Annotated in this window: 18 protein-coding genes and 1 pseudogene; 7 read left to right on the forward strand and 12 right to left on the reverse strand. The window is 57.1% G+C overall.

Annotated elements, in window-relative coordinates:
- Nucleotides 1-47: 47 nt before the first annotated feature.
- Nucleotides 48-2,705: a patatin-like phospholipase domain-containing protein gene (locus PPGU16_RS40220; protein WP_180727640.1), complete on the reverse strand. Its 2,658-nt coding sequence runs from the start codon at nucleotides 2,703-2,705 to the stop codon at nucleotides 48-50.
- 551 nt (nucleotides 2,706-3,256) lie between these two features.
- Between PPGU16_RS40220 and PPGU16_RS40225 the strand changes: the two are divergent.
- Nucleotides 3,257-4,273: pseudogene (locus tag PPGU16_RS40225) on the forward strand (IS110 family RNA-guided transposase).
- 665 nt (nucleotides 4,274-4,938) lie between these two features.
- On the opposite strand, the gene PPGU16_RS40230 reads toward PPGU16_RS40225, so the two are convergent.
- From PPGU16_RS40230 to PPGU16_RS40270, 9 genes are all read right to left on the reverse strand, one after another.
- A complete protein-coding gene (locus tag PPGU16_RS40230) occupies nucleotides 4,939-5,139 on the reverse strand; it encodes a hypothetical protein (RefSeq protein WP_180727641.1) in 201 nt (66 codons plus the stop codon).
- Between the two features lie 590 nt (nucleotides 5,140-5,729).
- On the reverse strand, nucleotides 5,730-6,242 hold the full coding sequence (locus PPGU16_RS40235) for a hypothetical protein (RefSeq protein WP_180727642.1): 513 nt from the start codon (nucleotides 6,240-6,242) through the stop codon (nucleotides 5,730-5,732).
- Between the two features lie 227 nt (nucleotides 6,243-6,469).
- On the reverse strand, nucleotides 6,470-7,147 hold the full coding sequence (locus PPGU16_RS40240; RefSeq protein ID WP_180727643.1) for a hypothetical protein: 678 nt from the start codon (nucleotides 7,145-7,147) through the stop codon (nucleotides 6,470-6,472).
- A gap of 13 nt (nucleotides 7,148-7,160) precedes the next feature.
- Nucleotides 7,161-8,228, reverse strand: a complete 1,068-nt coding sequence (locus tag PPGU16_RS40245) for a hypothetical protein (protein ID WP_180727644.1) — start codon at nucleotides 8,226-8,228, stop codon at nucleotides 7,161-7,163.
- Complete coding sequence (locus PPGU16_RS40250) at nucleotides 8,225-10,462, reverse strand: sensor histidine kinase (RefSeq protein ID WP_180727645.1); 2,238 nt, start codon at nucleotides 10,460-10,462, stop codon at nucleotides 8,225-8,227. The genes PPGU16_RS40245 and PPGU16_RS40250 overlap by 4 nt, the downstream gene beginning before the upstream one ends.
- Nucleotides 10,463-10,490: 28 nt before the next feature.
- Nucleotides 10,491-11,873 (reverse strand): class I SAM-dependent methyltransferase, encoded by a 1,383-nt coding sequence (locus PPGU16_RS40255; protein ID WP_180727646.1) that lies wholly within the window; start codon nucleotides 11,871-11,873, stop codon nucleotides 10,491-10,493.
- Complete coding sequence (locus tag PPGU16_RS40260; RefSeq protein WP_180727647.1) at nucleotides 11,857-12,102, reverse strand: helix-turn-helix domain-containing protein; 246 nt, start codon at nucleotides 12,100-12,102, stop codon at nucleotides 11,857-11,859. Before PPGU16_RS40260 ends, PPGU16_RS40255 begins: the two co-directional genes overlap by 17 nt.
- A gap of 308 nt (nucleotides 12,103-12,410) precedes the next feature.
- Entirely contained in the window at nucleotides 12,411-12,695 is a 285-nt protein-coding gene (locus PPGU16_RS40265; protein WP_180727243.1) for a hypothetical protein, read from the reverse strand.
- Between the two features lie 71 nt (nucleotides 12,696-12,766).
- The gene (locus PPGU16_RS40270; protein WP_434064466.1) at nucleotides 12,767-13,837 is read right to left on the reverse strand and encodes a DNA-binding protein; all 1,071 of its coding nucleotides are present in this window, start codon (nucleotides 13,835-13,837) and stop codon (nucleotides 12,767-12,769) included.
- A gap of 209 nt (nucleotides 13,838-14,046) precedes the next feature.
- Between PPGU16_RS40270 and PPGU16_RS40275 the strand changes: the two genes are divergently transcribed.
- The 5 genes from PPGU16_RS40275 to PPGU16_RS40295 all read left to right on the forward strand — a co-directional run bounded on the left by PPGU16_RS40275 (nucleotide 14,047) and on the right by PPGU16_RS40295 (nucleotide 16,940).
- Nucleotides 14,047-15,351 (forward strand): tyrosine-type recombinase/integrase, encoded by a 1,305-nt coding sequence (locus PPGU16_RS40275; protein ID WP_180727648.1) that lies wholly within the window; start codon nucleotides 14,047-14,049, stop codon nucleotides 15,349-15,351.
- A gap of 197 nt (nucleotides 15,352-15,548) precedes the next feature.
- A complete protein-coding gene (locus PPGU16_RS40280) occupies nucleotides 15,549-15,785 on the forward strand; it encodes a type II toxin-antitoxin system ParD family antitoxin (RefSeq protein WP_180727649.1) in 237 nt (78 codons plus the stop codon).
- Nucleotides 15,782-16,111: a type II toxin-antitoxin system RelE/ParE family toxin gene (locus tag PPGU16_RS40285; protein WP_180727650.1), complete on the forward strand. Its 330-nt coding sequence runs from the start codon at nucleotides 15,782-15,784 to the stop codon at nucleotides 16,109-16,111. Before PPGU16_RS40280 ends, PPGU16_RS40285 begins: the two co-directional genes overlap by 4 nt.
- Before the next feature lie 104 nt (nucleotides 16,112-16,215).
- The gene (locus PPGU16_RS40290; RefSeq protein WP_180727651.1) at nucleotides 16,216-16,485 is read left to right on the forward strand and encodes a DUF1488 family protein; all 270 of its coding nucleotides are present in this window, start codon (nucleotides 16,216-16,218) and stop codon (nucleotides 16,483-16,485) included.
- 131 nt (nucleotides 16,486-16,616) lie between these two features.
- The gene (locus PPGU16_RS40295; RefSeq protein WP_180727652.1) at nucleotides 16,617-16,940 is read left to right on the forward strand and encodes a hypothetical protein; all 324 of its coding nucleotides are present in this window, start codon (nucleotides 16,617-16,619) and stop codon (nucleotides 16,938-16,940) included.
- Between the two features lie 244 nt (nucleotides 16,941-17,184).
- Here the strand turns inward: PPGU16_RS40295 and PPGU16_RS40300 are convergent, their stop codons facing one another.
- A complete protein-coding gene (locus PPGU16_RS40300) occupies nucleotides 17,185-17,463 on the reverse strand; it encodes an HU family DNA-binding protein (RefSeq protein WP_180727653.1) in 279 nt (92 codons plus the stop codon).
- A gap of 294 nt (nucleotides 17,464-17,757) precedes the next feature.
- Here PPGU16_RS40300 and PPGU16_RS40305 point away from each other — a divergent pair, with 294 nt between their 5' ends.
- Nucleotides 17,758-18,201: an SET domain-containing protein gene (locus PPGU16_RS40305; RefSeq protein ID WP_180727654.1), complete on the forward strand. Its 444-nt coding sequence runs from the start codon at nucleotides 17,758-17,760 to the stop codon at nucleotides 18,199-18,201.
- A gap of 234 nt (nucleotides 18,202-18,435) precedes the next feature.
- On the opposite strand, the gene PPGU16_RS40310 is transcribed toward PPGU16_RS40305, so the two are convergent.
- Nucleotides 18,436-19,875: an IS1182 family transposase gene (locus PPGU16_RS40310; RefSeq protein ID WP_180727655.1), complete on the reverse strand. Its 1,440-nt coding sequence runs from the start codon at nucleotides 19,873-19,875 to the stop codon at nucleotides 18,436-18,438.
- Nucleotides 19,876-20,045: the final 170 nt, after the last annotated feature.

Genomic DNA, 20,045 nt, shown 5'->3' on the forward strand with positions numbered 1-20,045 from the left:
ATTCCAGGCGAGCGGTGGTCACGCGTGTAGCGCCACGTGTTGCCATGCTATTGCATGGGTTGGTAGGGCTTTGGGTCCTTAAGCAGCCAAGTCTGCGACAGCGCGAGCGGCATGGACCCCACTTCGTACGGAGGCCGCAGGACAGGAAATCCCTCACGTATGGCGGCCCGGATCGCCAGGCACCGCATCAACTCGCGATCCCTGATACCCAAGCTCCATCCCAGTGGTGGCTGGCCACCCTTTAGCTTCGCCGCGCACTGCCACCGACGGGCAGCATCCAGCGCATGTTCCCGCCACGCCTCAAGGTTCTGGTAGTGACCTTCGGACGGCACAACGCCCTTTGCCGCGAAGCCCTGCAGCCAACCCTTCTGCTCCTGATAAAGCATGTCCACATTTGCCTTGTCTAGCACCCACGCCGTGTTCGAGTACTCGATGGGCACAGCCGCCGGTCCAAGGTACATGCCGGACAGTTCCCGTGCGAGTGAAAACTCGCGTAGTTGCTGTCTGCCGGCTACGATGGAAGCGTACTGACCCTTGTAGAATCTGTCGGTCAGCAACTGGAGCTGCGACACGGCGTGCTCCGACCGCACAGAAAAAATGGCTTCGAACGGTGTGGTCAGAAACTGGAAAGCGCGCGGGCGCAGCGCCGCTTCGAGCATGTCCAACTGGTTGCCGCAGATCAGCTTCGCTTTCGAGTTCTCGATGAATGCTCTTGCGCGCCCGCTCAGCCTGTCGCCCCAACCCAAGGACAGCGGCACACAGGCCGATGCAGGATCGTTACCAAAATGCACAACATAGACCGTTTTCTGCATCAGGCGTTGCTGGCTTGCCCTGCTCCGGTTCTTCAGCCATTCGTTGTAGTATTCAAGCGCACGGATACTGTGGGTCAACCCGCTGTTGTCGAAGTAGCCCCCATCGACAAGGTTCGCAATCCTGAGCGCATCGCGATCCGTGTCGGGCCATTCCGCCCTGCTGTCAATGTCGGCCTGTAGTGTCTTCTTACGGAGCTCGCGCGCTTCGTCTTCGGCGGGCGTACTGTCGAGCGTCTGCTGCATCGCGTCGACCTCGGCCTGTTGTCCGCTCAGCCCCAGTTGCGCGCTCGTGATCCCGACCTCTGCGCCAGGAGAAAGAAAGGGAAACCGGGCGCTGATGGACACGGCCTGGGCGACCGTTACCCAGCGCAGACTTGTGTGCTCCAGCGCATTGGCGAATCCGTAGAACACGTTCTGACGGGCGAAGTTCGCGTTCCCTAGTGGGACAAGGTGGCCAGTGATCGAATCGGTCGCGTTGAAATACACGTGAGGGCTTTTGCTGAATGCCCGCAGGCAAAGCCTGCGCAATGGTTGCGCAAAAAACGACGAGCCCGTGAGTTCTTTCCACCGGTCATACAGGGCCTTCTCAAAAACATGGTCGCGGCGCGCTTCTGGCCATACGCCGTCAAAAAAAAGTCGCGGCACATCCAGAAAGAGTAGCCCACCAATCAACGGAGAGAGGAAGTCCGTTGAGAGAAAGTCCTCAATCAGCCCGAGTCGCTGTTGCGGCGAAAGCCCCGGCACCTCGCGTGCTGCCAGCCACGTTGCGATGCCCAGACTGCCACCCGACACGCCAGAAAGCGAGATGACCCGGGATGCGAACCGCCCATCGCTTGCCACGTCCATGTTCCCCAGCCCGACGGCTGCCCAGTATGCGGCCCTGATCCCGCCCCCTTCCGCACTGACGAGGTAAAACGGTTCGTCACGGGGTGCGGGCAGGTCATCGTCAGCGGCATCATCCGCTGCCTGGAGGTCATCCTGGATACGCTCCTTAAGTGCGATGCCCGCTGTCCCCCGCGCCTCTTCCGCACAATGCTCGTCCCATTCGTCCTGCGAGGCGGTGACTTCCATCCTCGCCTTTCGCAACAGCGGATTGTCCCTATCGATCGATAGTGGTGCCAACCATGCATGCAGAAGCAGAGCCGCTCCGATGATAGGGCCCAACGCGTAAAACCTGAGGCATCGCGGAACGATGACAACGCTCGCCCCGAGAAGCGAGCACGCTGCGCTGAGTCCGACCAGCGAAAGCGCCAAGGGGCCTAGCAGGGACAGCTGCAGGGGCGCGCCCGTTGCAATCTGCGCGCCCACCAGCAAGGGCGCAATCGCCGCAGCAACGATCAACGTGGCAAACAGCACACGGTGTCGTCGCACGGCAGCAACCGTCGTCCACCAGAATCCCTCTGACGATCCTCCGCTCGACCGCGTCGCGGCCAGAGCTAGTGCGACGATGAGCAGCAGGCACAGGACGCCCAAGCTCGCGACCGCAAGCTCCCGCGTATGGATCGTGAAAACAGCGACCGGGTAGATGGTCAGAAAGCCTATCCAGACGGCAATACCCACTACACGCATGTGCAGCTCGCCTCCTCCGAACGACCATTGCTGCTGCCCGGGTCGACGAAACATCCAAAATGCCATGGCCGAAAGCCAGCAGCCCGATAATGTCAAAAGGATATAGACCAGCAGCCCGCCAACCAGAAATGCTGTGCCCACCGGCTCATCAACGAGATTGCCGGTGAGGGAGATACCCTGCGAGGATTGCAGAAATCCCGAAAAGATTAACGCCGGGACGCACCAGGGCCACAGATAGATCAAGGGCTGTAAAAATGAACCGAGCAGTTTCCTGGCAACGCCAAGGACAGCACGCACGTTTTCGGGCAGGGTTTTCACATTCATCGTATTCCCCCCTCCACTGCGCGCATATGCGCGTCCGGAGTGTGCATACCTCGCTTGCCATCGTGACGTCGCGTGTGTGCCAGCGGCCTAACAAATCTTTCACCTCAGCGCCGCGTCGTATGTACGGTATCGAACTGTGTGAAATCAGAAAACCTGCGGGATATGCATATCCCGCATCGCCAATGGCGCGGCGTTGGCCTTTGCCGCGTGAGCGGATGGAGCGGCGGATCCGCAAGCGGCTCAAACTTCAGGCTGCGTAGCGCCGCGACGAGAAATCCATCTCGTGCAGTGGCACAACGGCGAGCTGCCCATTATGCAAGGCCAGCAGTCGCTCTCGAAAGCGGGCGCAGCGTCTCTCACAGTACCCATCCGCTCGACTCGTGTGCTAGTTCAAGTCCCGCCCACACGGCATATTCGGCTGATACGAGCGCCGCCCGGCTTGTAAACCTAAGTGCGTTAAGGTGTAGCCGTCCTTTTCGTGCATGTATGGACCCGACGCCCCCTTCCGGGGGACACTGACCATCCGGAAATCTGACGCGTGGAGGCCCATCATCGAAATCGACATCCTCGGTATTGATCTCGCAAAGCACGTGTTCCAGCTCCATGGCGCCGATCGTCGCGGGCGAGCGTTATATCGCGCGAAGGTCTCGCGGGGCTCATTGCTCGAGACCGTGCGGACACTGAGGCCGAGGATGGTCGTCATGGAGGCTTGCAGCACCGCTCATCACTGGGCTCGGCGCTTTCAGGCGCTCGGGATTGAGGCACGGCTCATCAGTCCACAATACGTCACACCGTTCGTGAAGACGAACAAGAACGACCTCAACGACGCTGAAGCAATCGTTGAGACCGCAAGCCGTCCCACGATGCGCTTTGTGACGGTCAAATCAATCGAACAGCAGGATATTCAGGCCGCGCACCGCATGCGTGCCATCCTGCTGCGTCACCGTACCGCGCTGATTAACTAGATGCGCGGCCTGCTCGGCGAGCGAGGTCTCACGATTGCGCGCTCCCCAGAAGCCTTCAAGCGCGCGATGCCCGAGTTGTTGCTGAGTAGCGCAGACGAGTTGACGTCGTTCTGCCAGACGCTGCTAGCTGAGCTGCTGCAGCACCTCAAGACGATCGAAGACCGCATTCATCTGATCGAGGTTTCGATCCAGGCGTTCATGAAGCATTCGGCGCTGTGCAAGAAAATCGCCGAGGTCCCGGGTATCGGTCCGATCACGGCCACCGCTATCGTCGCCTCTGTTGGTGATGCCCGGCAGTTCCGCAACGGCCGGCATCTTGCTGCCTGGCTGGGGCTCGTACCGCGACAGTATTCTTCTGGCGGCAAGCTGCGTCTGCAGGGCATCAGCCGGCGCGGCGACACCTACTTGCGCACGCTGCTTATCCATGGCGCACGGGCCGTGCTCCGTTATGTGAAAGCCAAGACTGACCCGCACAGCGTCTGGCTACAGCAGCTCATCGCGCGACGCGGATATAACTGCGCCGCCGTCGCGCTGGCCAACAAGAACGCGCGCATCGTACAGGCGCTGCTCAGTAGCGACGAACACTTCATTCCTAAAGCGTAGCCTGGGCCAGGTATAAGTGGGCAACGTGAACAGCAACATCAAACGACCAGTTTTGCATGGCTGTGAGCTCGCCCGTGCCGTGCTCACAGCCATGCCATAGTATGACAAACCGACGACGCGTCAAGCGTTCGCCTTGCCGGGCTCGCGCCCGCGCTTGACGCGTCACACCTTCATGGAGAATCACACCCGCACAGGTTTTGCGAAGCTTCTCAAAGCGATGACGAAATAGGTTGAACCAGCACTCTGAAGCCTGTTTTTCGTGCCGGCTGCGATTTTTGGCAAGCCGCGATTTTGCTAAGGACGGGGTGCGCGGATCTCATCGAGGCTGCGGGCGTGCTTCGGCAATCGCCCAACGGGCAAGCCGGATACATGCGTGCAGACCGTTTCGACATCACGAACAAGAAGCTTGCAAAAGGCGTCGGGTCCATACATGCACGAAAAGGACGACTACCCCTACGAGCGAGTGGTCCGCGTCGAGACCGCGGTTTTTATGTCTATTGACGGCTTTAGCAACGCGCTCGAAATCAGAACCATCGCCTCGGCCACTGCTGCGCGTTTATTGGGTCCTTGCACTGCTGAGAGCCTCTTTTGCGAAAAGGCTCATCGTTCTTCAGTATTTTTTACATGACTGTCGCCGCCGCGGAAAGGCGGCGGGATCGAGCGAATCAGTAGGAGTTCGGGTGAACCGGATTGTTGTCGGCGGTCCACGCCAAAGCGTACTTGATGATCGGGCTGCTGTATTCGCGCGAGTCTGTCGTCATGCTGGCATTTGAAAACAACGTCCAACCGGCCTTCAGGTAGCGATTTACCTCTTCCGCCGATCTCACTTCGACAATTGCTTTAGCCTTACTGATATCGAATTCCATTTTGCATCCTTTTTTGGGGTCCGGCTACCGGCCGTTCGGGGCGCTTCTCGCACCAGTTGGTTCTCTACTAATGATCAACCGACGTTCTCAAGCCGAACTTTCCGTGGTGGCCCTAGGTGAATCTTGGATGACCACGTCTATTTCGTTATTTCTGGGCTGTACTGCTCCGCATACTCGAGCAGTTGATCGTTTAAAGCAGCTGCGGCTGGCGAGTAGTGGGCGTTGCGATGGCAATTGGGACACAAGGCAACGAAGTTCCAAACCCGGTCGCTCTTCTCGACACCAAGAATGCGATGCTCGTCGAGGAAGCCGTGATAACGATGAGTCTCGCCGCAGCCGCTACCTTACATGCGCCTGCGCATGCAAGTACGGCGCGGCGCGCATTGGAATCGCGCATCACTTGAGAGCGCACGACACATCGCCGCTCTGCACCGTCGCTGCCAATGAGCCGTGGGTCGCTGACGGGGCAATCGTCGTACGTGTCGTCGACAATCTCACCGTCGCCAGCGGACATCGCGACCGCGGCCAGATCAGCGACACAGGGCCACGCCCGCAGCACGTCCGCGATCTCATGGGCGTGTTCCGTGCGGTCATCCTGCAGCCAGATCAAGGGACTTGATCCGTTCATGGCGTGGTTCTTTCTTTGCCTGCCCAACGGCCCCTTCGCGATTAAGTTCGCACTCACGTGCGCGCTGTCGACGCCAAATCGCGGGAAGTTCCTCCCGCTGAATGGGGACGGCGTACACGATGTCTGCTCCATCGCGCTGCACAATGAGGTTATACGTATTCCCTTCCCGAAGGTCGCGCTCGACTAGGAATTCGAGTGTTTCATTCCAACTGCCGTTGACCAATGACTCGCGCAATTGAGCGGCAGCATACTTCTTCTCTTTCGAATTTCCCTCCGCGCGACGCCAGCATAAGCAAACGCGCATCTTCAGCGTTTGTCCGTCGGGTGTGCGCACGTGCAAAAAATGTGTTCTTTTTCGCTCATCCTTTAGAGTCACGTACCCCCGCACTGCCAGGAACGGCGCGATCGCTTCGCGCGTGATTTCTTCTTGCTCAAGGCTTTCCGCGCCGCGAAAGGGTCGCCGTAATTCGCTCATTATTCTATCGGCTTTCGGGCCCGCCATTCTCTTGACGTTCTGCTCCCGGTCAGTGCCGCGTCGCATAATTTACCTGTATTGATTTTGGTCTTCAACCGGCCATCGACGGCGGATCTGTCGTATGAATTCTGCCATTGATACAGTCGCTGATCCAGAGCATCCTCGAAATTGCCTCTCGTTTTAACCACCAGGCGTTACAATTCGAAAATTTACTCGATCTACCGCGCTTATTTGTAAAGCCGAAATGCTTGGAACACGAAGGGATCGTTGTCACCGAGTGGCTTGTCACGGCAATCAATGCGAGCTTTCGCATCGCTAAACAAGCTGTGATCTTTAGCCCAGCCTAGAAAACCTGCAAATGCCTGATGGGGTAGATGGTCGGCAAACAGCGTCAAGAGCGCGCTCGGAAAATTAATGTGAACTGTTGGAATGCGTACTCGCACTAAATCCTTCCAAGGCAAAATTCTCCTGTCAAATTTCACTTTGGCCAACTCTTCCAAAGTAAAATTGGTGGAACCAAGCTGTGCGTGAAATATCGGATGCGCAGCGCCCATTTTGTGTTCGTAGTCGTAATGGATACCGAGTGTCGGATTTGCTTCCTCCGTGTTCGCCTCGAAATACATGACTTGTATCGTAGACTTAACAAGAACCAGTGAATCGGGTTCGTAAACTTCACTGGACCGTAGCAAAATATCCAGCTTCTTATTTGCCTTGCTTGAGGTTGAACTGCTTGGCCATTCTTTGAGATAGAAAATACCGCCCACTAGAACCTGTGGGTACCCGCCAGCCACATCCTTCACCGGCGCCACGTCCGAGGCTTCGACAATAGCCCCCACTACTCTCGCCTGCCGTACGAATTCGTCGACGAGCGTAGTATATTGCCCTCGCAATTTATTTATTTTCATCGGTCTCTCGTTGTCACGCACTCAACCAAGGAGCCAATTCCTCATATTTCGGCACTGATATCCTGGCCAAGTCGGCTCCCGGTGGAAACCAACTAACGTTTCCGACTGAATTTTCATAACTGACGGGCTTCTCCGTGACCATACAAAAATAGCCAGCCTCGACAGTTGGATCCACGCTGCAATAGCAGGGCTCTGCAAAAATTTCTTTGCCTATTACATATTCGCGTCCATCGTCCGCCCCCGCTGACGACAGCATTCTATCCAATTTATCACGCCAAAACAGAGGACTTTCTTGGTCTGCGAAAGGCCCGCTATAAAGCGCATCTGTCCAAAGCGAAAAGATTTCGTGACTGGAAAATTGCTCTGGATTTATATTTAGATAGCTCGCGGCAGCGGTCCGGTTTACAAAGACGCCGGGATAGCGCATGAGAGAATCGAATATCCAAGTGCCGAAGATCATTGCCTGGCGGGATGCACCTCGATCTTTCGGGCTGGATAAAATTTCCGCACCAATTCGCTGATCGCCCGATACATACAAACCGACCCGCTGAAAAGTTTCCTTTCTGCCGATTAATTCAGCGACAAATTCCGCCGCACTCTGCGGGCGCTGAGCAGGAGGCATTTTAAGGATCTCAACGATTTTTTGCTTTATCTCAGCAAACCCTTCGGCAAGCACGCTGATTCTATGTGCTATCAATGGGTATTCAGCAGCACCGAGCAATATCCTCCCATCTCCGGCTTGGTCTTGTCGGTGACCTTCTTGTGCCGCCAACGCGGTACTGTAGTAGGCTGTCGGAATTCCTAAGTCATGCGCCACCCGTGTAATAATCGCATCGGTAAGCCCTTTATACCCTTGCGTTTTTGATAAATCCATATCGGAAACGATCAGTGAGATATCGCCGTATCTTCCCAACTCATCCTTTAGACGCTGGACAAATGAAGCCTCTGTGACGGGTTTGTCGGTAGCAAAAATCGCCAACTTAAACTTATTAGAAAGCTTAGGATCTAGAAATTGTTCTATTTGACGGGCATTTGCCTCAGTGTCTTCAAAGAGAAGTATGATGGACTGTGCTGTGGTCATTTTTTCTCGCTCAAAGGGAAAGAAACTCTAAAACAGGTTGAATAGGGTGCTGGTGCCTCAACAAGTGCAATTTTTCCGCGAACCTGTTCGACCAGTTGTTTCACGAGTGAAAGTCCTAGCCCCATCCCCGAACCCAGTGGATTGTTGAGTCGAGATGTCGTTGTGAAGAGCGGATCCCAAATTCGCGACGCAAGATTCTCCGGTATTCCCACTCCAGTGTCCAAAACTTCGATCACATGCTGATTTGCCGCTGTCCATGCTCTAAAGCAGATCTCGGCAACGTAAGAAGGTGTCTCAGCTGCTATAACGGCCTTGAGCGCGTTTGTATACAAATTCAGAATGATTCCACTATAAATCGTTATGGGCATTGCCGGAACCTGGACGTCCGGTGAAATTTCGATCTTTATTTCAACACCGTGATCATGAGCGAACTTCCCGAACTTCTCCGCGATTCGTTTGACTTGTGGCGCGCATTTGAAAGAAACGGCCTTAAAGCTATGTGCCGCGTCAACAAACAGCTTCGTATACTCCAAATGCGCCTTCAGTGCGTCATAGCTCTCCGTTAAAATTTCAACATGCGGCTGCAACTCCTGGTGCGTGTCTGATAGTGCCGTCAAAAGGCTCACAGCGTCATGTACCGTTGTGACAATTCGCGACGCTTCATGTGTCAAGAAGCCTGCAACCACACCTAGCGACCCCATCACTTCTAGCTTGCGTCTCGCCTCACGGTCATACTCTTCAACCTCTTCGATCCTTCGCGAAAGCGTGCTGTAGTCTTTTACTAACCTTGATCGTTCAGCAACCGATAACGTCGGCACGTTTTGCACGAACTCAATAGCAGCCTTAAAGTCAGCCTTGATCTGCTTGGCTGCTTGCTTTGCGGCTCGTTCTTGCTCCTCCAACTGACGCTGCTTATCAATGTGCGCCAGAAACTCGATTCCACCTCGGATAATCTCGGTCAGTTGTTCAAAGCCCTGCGTGCGAAGGAATCCCTCACGGTCCGTGGAGGGGATAATGTCCTCGATGCTTGAAACCGCCTGCACTGACGCGGAGCGCACGAACACCGCTCCGATCAATTGATGGTTTGCTGGCAGATTTAGCATTGGATTTAAGGCAGGCTCTGCCTTCTGCCGAGTAGACATCGGGAATGCCACTTCTGCGATTGAAGTTCGCCAGTCACGAACGTGCCTAGCTGAATCGCGGTCTAGAGACAGCCAGTCGTCGTCAACGTCACCATACGGCTTCACTCGAAAGCCCCGGTCGACAACAACCACTCCACTGTTTTCTTTGACCCAAGTGTACGCGGTTCTTCCATCTACTCCCTTATCTGCAAAAAGACCTGCCCGCCGAGGAAAGAACCTTATGTCAGCGTGGAGTCCGGCCGCAATAGCAGATGGATAATCCAATTGAAGTTGATATTCAAAATCTTCTTGCGAAAACGAAACCTTGTATTCGAGCGCATTATTCTTTAAATCTATGGCCAACCGAGCCCACGCGTTCTCGAGCACATACTCAGCTACATTTATTGTCGACGAGTCGTCTTCGCCGGGAAGTGCTACTCGAAAACCAGGGTCTCGATCTGCCCTGCTTTTGGCACGTTTGAACCGCCCTCGGTCAAGCCCCGAGATTGGACTGACAATCTTCAAAACCCCAGACCGAAAGCTTGGGCCAGACGCAAACTCCCCGCCCCTCCGAAGACCAGATATACGCAAGGTGGTCCCTTCTTTATCGTCAGGGCCGGCCTTAAACAATCGATAGGGCACTTCGGTGTCTACCAAAGAGTCATTTTCATCGATTTTCTGCCAGTCAAAATCCGCCACGAGCTTAGTCAGGCAGCCCCGCTTAGCGTCTTCAGCCACGGAGATGACTTGCAGCGAAGTCCCCAAGAAACGAACGGCAAACCGACCGATGCCCTTTTGTCCAGTGAGGTCTCGTTGATATTTTCTGGATGTGCGATCAATCGCTTTTTTCGAAGTGGCTATCGTCATCCAACGACTTTCGAACTCCTCCTTCGTCATTCCGTGACCATCATCACACACACAGAGAGCCTTTTGATCAGCCGAAAAGGCCACACGGCATTCCGTTGCATCCGCGTCGTAGGAATTTTTGATCAACTCGACCAGCGCGACCTCCGGCTGCGCCACCAAACGCTCGCCAAGTTCTTGTAATAAACGCGCTTCGGCACGGAACGCCAGCTGTCCCTTGTCCAATTCTTTTTCTTTGGCTGTGGCCACGGCTCTGTCCTGTTATTGGAGTTCCATACTACTCAATCGTTCTCTGAATGAACGCATTCATCTGGTTGACTTCGATCTTCATGAATCCCTTAGAAACCGCGACTATTTCCGATTTCAATGAGGCCGTTCTGATCTCCCTTTCGATTCTGCGCGAAACGGCATCAGATGACGCGTAAATGCCACAAACTGAACCGACGCTGATTGCCGAGACTGAATTCACGAACACCTTCGGCCGATGTCCACGAAATCCCGATGAGTAAAGCAATCGAGGGGCATCTGGCAACGAAAATTTCCACCAGATATCGCGCGCGTTACAAGTAAAGTTATCGCGCTCATCATGCGGCACGGCGTCCAGATAGTATTTCAATTGTCGACTTAGCGGTTCTACTGGACGAATAAGCCAGCAACGCTTTCCGGCGCTTACGTATTCTTGTTGAAACACTTGCTCTGTTAGTACGGCGACCGTTTGAGGAACGTGCCTTGTGGAAGTTATGCAACGTACTACGTCGACGTCTACCTTCAAACCGTAATGCGCGCGCTCCGCTTCGGTTAGCACGAACACCTTCTGCCCACCAGGGCTGAGGCCGCGCTGTGCGTAAGCCGTCTCAAGTCGCCTTTTATATGTCAACGACTGTCTATTGCTTCGTGTCGGACTACGCAGCGACCGAGTGTTTCCGTCTCCGTCAATGCCGAAGTGTCGAATTCGACCGGATTGTTGCTTCTTGTCGATGACCGTCACTGACGCTGTGGTCAGCACGCGTGGAAACGGCTCCCTATCAAACTGATAGACGTCAACTGACCACCCTTGCGAAGCGATGTATCGTCGTAGGCTCTCTGCGGCTGGACGAACAATCCATTCGAAAGGAACAACGAGCACTACTAGTCCGTCGTCGCTTGTGGAGATGAAACTTAGCCACAAAAAGTAGAGGTACGCGTTTGACAATCCATGTGGTCTTATTCCCGTGATCAGCTCAATCCAGTTCGAGATTTGAGTCCGCCATTCATCGCTTAGGTCGTGATGCCGTACATACGGAGGATTACCAATGCTAAGGTCATAACGTTCACTCGTGGCGTCAGAAAACGCACATGCCCGAACAATTTGAGCTTTTGCGGGAAGGTCTGGAATTTGACGACGCCGAACATCAATCTCGTAACCGACATACCTGTCGTAGTTACCGGACGTCGAAAACCTTCCGTCCCCCGCGCCTGCGTCGAGCACAGTTTGGAAGTGCGTTCGGTACTTATGCGCAATTCCCCAAACTACCGAAACGATATCTTGGGGCGTGTCTACCTGACATCGCATGAGGTATTCGGAATTGTCGACTAGTCCATATCCGTCAATGCTGCGATGATCTTGGTTAGTTGATTTATTTTTGGGCTTGCGCCTGTTTGTATTATTTTTCTGCTGCATCGTCTCGGTATTCTCTAACTAGACGAACGATCTCTCGATCAGAAAGCCCATTGAGCAGTCGCAGCAGTGCTTTCATACCAAGCGGGCAATTGGTTCCAGTCTGATATTCGCTGTATGCGCGCGAGCTCACCCCGATCCGGGCCGCCATTTCTTTTTGAGTGATTCTGCGCCCTTGCTCCTGAGCCTCGGCCAACCGATGCGCGGTACGAATGAGATCCGTGAGATTCATCTCCGCCCCCGTAAAAGTGCGGCCAATATACATAAATACGCCAGAATATTCAAGAAGATGCGCGTTCCGTAAGTAAGTTGTTTAAAATTGCCACGCTAGAGTGCCAATTCTTTGAGCATTGCAGCGCTGCTTCTTATCTTGGTGCAGACCGACCTCTTCTCCTTCGCAGTAATCGGCGCGGTGCCACGGCGAAAACTGCCGAATCGGCTATTAGGATTATGCCCTGACCGCCTTCGAGCCGGCATTTCCGAATCACTGATTCGGGAATCTGGCCTGGTAGGAACGCGCTGAAACCCCCGTCCCAATTTCTAAATACTTGGGGCCAGTTCCTCCAAGGCCGCTTGCTCGGCTGCTCCATCGCGGCGGTGCAACTGATCGAGCACACCGTTGGGCAGCACCACGTCGCGGCTGTCGGCGATATCGAGCTGCTGCATGATCGGCTGCGTCGTTTTCCTGATCAGAAGAGTTGATCGCGAAAAACGCTCAGTCCATTTCATCGTGCTGCGAAAGGCGCGGCCGTCCTCATTAACTGACTCGATGATCACGTGCACGACCCGCTCGCCATAGCGCGCCAGCCGCCGACCGGGGGGCATGCCGGCGCCTTGCGCCCGCCGATTCGCCTGGCGTTCTCTTTCCGCACGCGAGGCTTTGATTCCATCACAACCTAGCCCCGCTTCTTCCGGCGCGCCATCGTCTTGCTGGATGACGCGGAGGCTACCGGGACCTTGCGTGCTGGGCCCGGTGCCCGCGCTGGACGCGTCGCAGTCGGGCGAGCCGCAACAGCCTTCGCACGGGCCGGCCGGCCGGCTTTGTCATCCACGTCACGCCGTGCCGCCAGCTGTTGCTGCAGTGTCACGTTCGTCGCCTGCACGGCATCGAGCCGTCCCTGCAGCACGCCCGCCTGATGGCGCGCATCACCGAGCTGTGTCTGCAGCGAGTCGACCGCACGGTGATGCTCCGCCTCGCGCCTGTCGGCCCGTTTCGTGGTCTCGTCGACTTCCTTCTGCAGTTTGGCGACGGCACCGCGCTCGCGGTCGATTTCGAGCAGCGCGCGCTTTTCGGTCGCCCGCAGGCGCTCCTCGGCCCGCTCCGCGGTCTCACGCAGTTTCTCGAGATCGCGTGAGAAGCCTTCCCGCACCTGGGCGAGTTCGCGATCGCGCGCCGCCGCCTCGTTTCGCAAACGTGGTATTTCGGCGTCGAGCGCCTGCCGCGCGGCCTGCCCCTCGGCCTGCGCCTTCTCGAGTTCACGGACCTCGATCTGCGCGGCAAGCAGCGCCGCAGTGCGCTGCTCCAGTGCCGTTTCGGTGCGGCCCAGCTCGCCCCGCGCGGCGGCGACGCGCTGCTCCGCTTCCATACGCTGCGCCTCCACTTCCGCGCGCAGTGCCTCGAGTTCCGCCTGCGCGGACGCGGTCGCGCGTGTCCACAGCGTCGCAACCAGCTCGCCCGCCGCAGCCCCGAGATCGGCCGGCAGGTCCGGGTGCTCGATGCGCACGCGGCTCTTTTCCCGGAGTTCCGCCCAGAACTCGCCGAGCACCGCCGCGGGCGTGCCCATGCTGCCGCGCCTCACCAGCTGGTAAAGCCGGTTCGCGGTCGGCGTCAGGCCGAAGCGGAAGAACAGCAGCGCGCAGACCTCGCGGTACAGCTCGCGCGTTTTCGGGAAGGCGGCCTTCAGCCGCTCGATCTCGGCCGCGAGCCGGGCATCATCGGACGGAATATCGGACAGATCACCGGACATGGAGATGGGAAGACGTTTTGATGCATCAATAATACAACGTAAAACGCATTATATCCAATCACATGACAATAGTAATTTGACATTAACCCCATAATGTCGAAAATATAGAGATAATCATGCAGCAGCCTGTTGCACTATTTATATAGGGGCATATCAATACCCGACTGGCTCCCGCAAACGCTCACCTTTCCCGGAAAAGCTCACCCTCCATGCCCGCGCCACCGTCAGCCGCCCTCGTCCTGGTGCACCCCGCCCCGCTGGAAAGGCTCGTAATTCCGGCTGCACTCGACGGCCATGCCGGGAGCAACCGCGCCACGGGCGGCGTCGCGCAGCTCGCCGCCGCGAACGATCTCGATGCGATCCGCGCGTGGCTTGCACGGTTCACCGACAAACAGACGACGTTCGACAGCTACCGGAAAGAGGCCGAACGGCTGCTGCTGTGGTCGCTCGTGCAACTGGGCAAGCCGCTCTCGTCACTCACCCACGAGGACTGCCTGCGCTACCAGCGCTTCCTGGCCGATCCGCAGCCGGCCGCCACATGGATCGCCAACGCCGGCGCGGGAGGCGGTCGCAAGCATCCGCGTGGCGACGCCCGCTGGCGGCCCTTTCACGGCCCGCTGTCGGCCACCAGCATCCGCCAGGCGATGGTGATCCTCAATGTGCTGTTTTCGTGGCTGGTGCAGGCCGGGTATCTCGCCGGCAACCCGCTCGCGCTCTCGCGCCAGCGCACCCCGAAAGCCGCCCCGCGCATCACCCGCTATCTGGAGCCTGGCCTGTGGCAGGAGGTCAAGAACTTCATCGCGTCGATGCCGCAGGAGACCGCCCGGGATCGCGCGCACTATTACCGCGTGCGATGGCTCTTTACACTGCTCTATCTGGGCGGGCTGCGCATCGCCGAGGTCGGGGGCAACACGATGGGGCAGTTTTTCGTGCGACGCGATCGCGACGGCACGATGCGTTGGTGGCTGACGGTACAGGGTAAGGGCGACAGGGAGCGGCTGGTGCCGGTGACGCGCGAGCTGATGACGGAACTGTCGCGCTACCGGCAGTCCCTCGGCATGACAGCCCTGCCCTCACCCAACGAGGCCACGCCACTCGTCCTGCCAATCGGTAGCACTGCGGGCAGTACCGCGGGTAGCACAGCGGATGGGACTGCCGCAAAGACGGCAGGACGCGCAAACGGTTCGACGCGGGACACAACGTTCGCCCCCGCGAGCCGGCCGCTCACGCGCGCCGCCGTGCACACGATCGTCAAGGATGTCTTCGCCCGCGCGGCTGAACGGTTACGTGAACAGGGGGATGAACAGGCGGCGCGCGCCGACCTGCTGAAACAAGCGTCGGCGCACTGGCTGCGGCACACGGCCGGCTCGCACATGGCCGACCATCACGTCGATCTGCGGCACGTGCGGGACAACTTCGGGCATGCCTCGCTGACGACGACGAGCATCTACCTGCACGTGGACGAAGATCGCCGGCACCAGGAAACCGACGAGAAACACCGGATTGACTGGTGACGCCAGTGCCGGCGGCCCGGGAGACGGATGACGGGGCAACGGGACTGCGTAGCAGCCGCTGCTCCGATGGATGCGTCATTTCGGTTTCGCGTTTGCGCTCTGATCACCGATGCGACGCCGGCGAAAACCGTAGCGCCATCCCCCGCTCATAACGACCCCGCTTTGGCAAAATTTGGCAAAACTGCTATGCTGACCATATGACGACGATGAATATTTCCTTGCCGGACGCGCTGAAAAGCTTCGTCGACGAACAGGTCAGCGAACGGGGCTACGGCACAAGCAGCGAATATGTCCGCGAACTGATCCGCCGCGACCAGCAGCGGCAGCATTTGCGTGCTCTTCTCGTGGAAGGCGCTGCATCGGGCCCAACAGAGCCCGTTGATGCACAGTATTTCGAATCACTGCGCGCTCGCGTGCGTCGCGCGCAGAAATGAAGTCGCAACCTGTCGTCCCGACCCGACAGGCGCAGCAGGATCTGGAAACCGGGATTGACTATTACCTGTTCGAGGAAGGTTCGGAGACCGCTGCGCTGGGGTTTATCGCTGCTGTCGAAGAGGCATTCCAGCGCCTGGGGAAAAATCCCGTGATGGGATCACCACGCTACGCCTACGAACTCGATCTGCCCGGCCTTCGGTCATGGCCACTCAAACGCTACCCACATCTTGTCTTTTATGTGGAGCGCGACGATTACGTCGAGATCTGGCGCGTGATCAATGGCGTGCGGGATATTCCGGTGTGGCTGCTCAACGAAAATGGGTAAATGTCGGCAATGCTGACGCCTGAAACGTTGCAACCTCAATAATCAAGCCGTATCGCCTGTTCAACAATCGTTCACGCATTTTTTCGTATCGCTTGCAGACTGCCATGGATACCCTTGAATTCCAACCTCAGGTGCTTGCCGGTCGCTGCGGTGTATCGTTCAGTCTTGCCCGTCCAAAAGGCACCGTCGAATGTGTCATCACGATCAAGGCACTGCAGGAGTATTTCTGGCTTGAGCCCAACGCCGATGATATTCGGATCCTGCGCGCCTTCCGGCATGGATACAGCCGTATCCGGGCAATCGCCGAGCGCAAGGCGCTTGCTCATCCAGCGACCCATCTGGAGCTGACGGCCGCCGATTTTGCGCGCCCGTGAGGCCGTCGCTATGTCATTTATTTTCGATGACGAAGCACGCGCGGAAATGCTGTGTTACCCGGTGGTCAGTGAACTCGTGGCCATGGCACTAGATAGCGTCAAGCAGCATGGCCGGTTTACCGACAAATGGAATGAACGCCCCCACCTACCAGGTGGGGGCGTTCATTCCATTTGTCGCCGCGCAGGCACGTACCGGCGACTGGCTCAGGACCGATCATCTGGTCGAACTCTCTTTGCTCTGGATGCGCGCCAACGGCGCGCATCCAGAGTGGCGGCACCGTATCAGCATCGTCCGCATGGCGGTCGACCTCGCACCCGACGTCCTTGTGACGTTCGGACTCGGAACTGAGAAAGCAGTGGCATCGCTCTTCACGGACGGCGGGCGGCTCGATTATCGCGTGCCACTCGTCGGCCAGATCCACGACCAATGCGCTGCGAGGCTGCAGCGCGCATAAACCTGTTTCGCAACCCGCTATCCGTTACAGGCACTGCCTGAAAAATTCTCGCCACGAAAAAATACCCACCGCCAAATGAGGTCGGTGGGCATCAACACGCACCAAAAGTCAAGGGTAACCTACAAGTTCCGGATGCGTCGACATTACATATAGTCCAGCAACGGAGCAAGCCATACCATTGAAAACGACCGGGCGATTCGCTTTCTCGCGCGTCAGTCGTTCAAACCGTCACATCCAGCCGATGTCAGGCGGCATTCACTGCGTCCTTGAATCCCTTACCTGCGGTGAACTTGACGGTCTTCGCCGCGGGGATGGTGATTGTCTCGCCGGTAGAAGGGTTGCGCCCCGCGCGCTCGGCGCGCGCACCCGTCGAAAACGAGCCGAATCCGATCAGCTGGACCGTTTCGCCGCGCGTGACCGCCGCCGTCACGGCCTCGAGAATGGCATCAATGGCTTCGCCCGTGCTGGCCTTGCTTTCGCCTGTGGTAGATGCAACAGCATCAATCAGTTCGTGTTTGTTCATCTTTCAGTCTCCCTTGAGCAATAAAATCCCCGATGCAGCGGGACGGACGCCACCCTACCGCACGTGCGTCGGTCCGACAACCCGCGAGTTCGCTGACGAGGCACCGCTTCGCCCCGAAGGGCCCCTTTCCTGTCGGCAGGTCTTCTGGCGGAGCTGATCCGTATGTTTGCTTAGCAGACAGTTAGTTGCGCAATACCAGTATGCAAGGGTTGAGTTCGTAGAGGAAGTAGCGATAAGCTTCGCGACTGATTTTTGAACCGCGATGCTTAGATAGACACCCACCGGACTTCACGCATGCAACAGCGACGCATAACCGCACGACGCTCGTCGGTGCATGGCAAAGGACTCTTCGCGCTGCGGCCGATCGCGGCAGGCGAGCGGCTTATTGAGTACAGGGGTGAACGGACCACCTGGCGGCAGGCGGCCGCGCGGCAGCGCGCGGATGCTGGCCACACCTTCGTGTTCGGACTCTCGGACGGACGGGTAATTGATGGCAGTCGCGGTGGCAACAGTGCCCGCTTCCTGAATCACGCATGCGCACCGAACTGCGAAGCGATTGAGTCGGGTAATCGTGTCTTCATCCACGCGCTCGCCGACATTGCGCCCGGCTGCAAACTGTTTATTGACTATGCGCTGGTCATCGACGGCGAACCCACCGATGAGATCAGGCAACAGTACGCATGCCGCTGTAACTCGCCCGGGTGCCGGCGAACCATGCTCAGCGCGTCAGATGGTTGACGTCGGCCGATGCGAGTGACTGTTACCGGCGTTGCTGGATGCCCCTTCGCGACCCAGGTTGTGTAAAAACGCGGCGCGGGCGCTCTGACGACTTTTCACACGAGCAGTTGCGCCCGTCGACGGCCTTGTTAAGCCCGTCTTACGTTCATCGGTTCTTTGATCACGTTGTGAGAAGAAGAAGTGCCTGGGCGCCTTAATGCGCGCGAGCGCGGCCGGCCTGCTGCAAGTCTGTCCTCAGGCTCGCATCTTTTGCATCATCGACCCAGTGCCAAGGATCGCCATGACGCGCCTGAGGTTATACGCGAGCACATGGAGGCTCATTTCGGTGCTGACATGCTCACGTGTCTTCATCAGGAAGTGCGCCGCGCCCATCCAGAATTTCAGCGTACCGAATGGGTGTTCAACGGTCTGACGGCGTATGCGCATCATGTCCGGCTTCTGGTCGAGCCGTTTCTGCATCGCCTCGACGACGGCCTCATGTTCCCAGCGCTTTATCCGGCGAGCCTGTTTGCCCGATGTGCATTGTTTCCTGATTGCACAGGTAGAACAGGCTGAACTCGAATAGCAATGTAGCGTCATGCCATGCTCGATGTTCGTGAAACGCCAGTTGAGCCGCTGCTGGGCGGGGCAAAGATATTCGTCGTCTTTGGCTATGTAAATAAAATCCTGCTTGCCGAAGTAGCCGTCAGCGTTCTTGCCCGAAGTCAGCGGTTTAGGAACGAAGGTCGTAATACCCGCTTCATGGCATTGCAGGACTTCCTCGCTTTTGAAGTAGCCTCGGTCGGCAACCACAGTCAGTTCCTCGATGCCTGTAGCCGCGCGCGCCTGCCCCGCCATGTTCGTCAACTGGCCGCGGTCGTTGCCTATGTTGGTGACCTCGTGCGTCACGCTCAGATGATGCGTGTCATCAACCGCCGTCTGAACGTTGTAGCCAACCATTCCCGTTCCCCGACCGCTGGTAGCCATTGAGCGCGAGTCCGGATCAGTCAACGATACCTGTCCATCTGGTGACTCTCGCAATCGCTGTTCCATCGCCTTGAGATCCTGCATTTGCTGTTTGAGCTTGCTGATCTTGTCGCTAATGCGACTCGTCTTCGCCTCAGCAACATCGGATTGAGTCCGGTCTGCCGTCTCCAACGCGGAAAGATATCGCGCGATGCTCTCATCAATTTGTTGCAGGCGCGCCTTGACCTTCGCGCTAGTAAAATTCCGATCGCGATTATTGACGGCTTTGAACTTGCTGCCGTCGATGGCCACTATCGATTTTGAGAAGAGGTCAAGATTTCGGCATAGCACGATGAACTGACTGCAGACATTGCGGATTGCCTTGCCATTGTTGCGTCGGAAATCGGCGATGGTTTTGAAGTCGGGCGATAGGCGGCCTGTCAGCCACATAAGCTCGATGTTGCGCTGGGTCTCACGCTTCAGACGCCGGCTCGACTGAATGCGATTCAGATAGCCGTAGATATAAATCTTGAGCAGCACGGATGGATGATACGAGGGCCGTCCCGTTTCTGCGGGAGCAGTTCCGTCAAAGCCGAGATCACGAAGATCAAGCTCATTGACGAAGACATCGACTACGCGTACTGGATTGTCGTCGGACACATAGTCCTCAAGGTACTCAGGCAGCAAAACAGCTTGCTTACGGTCTGCGCCTTCGACGAATCGCTTCATGTACCCGCCCGACCTGGATGCGTTACTTCAGTTTAGGCGATCAGCGTACGTTTTCACACAAGCTGGACCCGAACCGGCCGTTCGTCGGGTCGGCAAACAAGGGGCCGCTAACAGAGACGTTCGGTCATCCACGCCGCAGTATCGGAAACCGCAGTACGATCGAAGTGCGC

Origin of the sequence: Paraburkholderia largidicola, assembly GCF_013426895.1 — a bacterium.
GTDB lineage: Bacteria > Pseudomonadota > Gammaproteobacteria > Burkholderiales > Burkholderiaceae > Paraburkholderia > Paraburkholderia largidicola.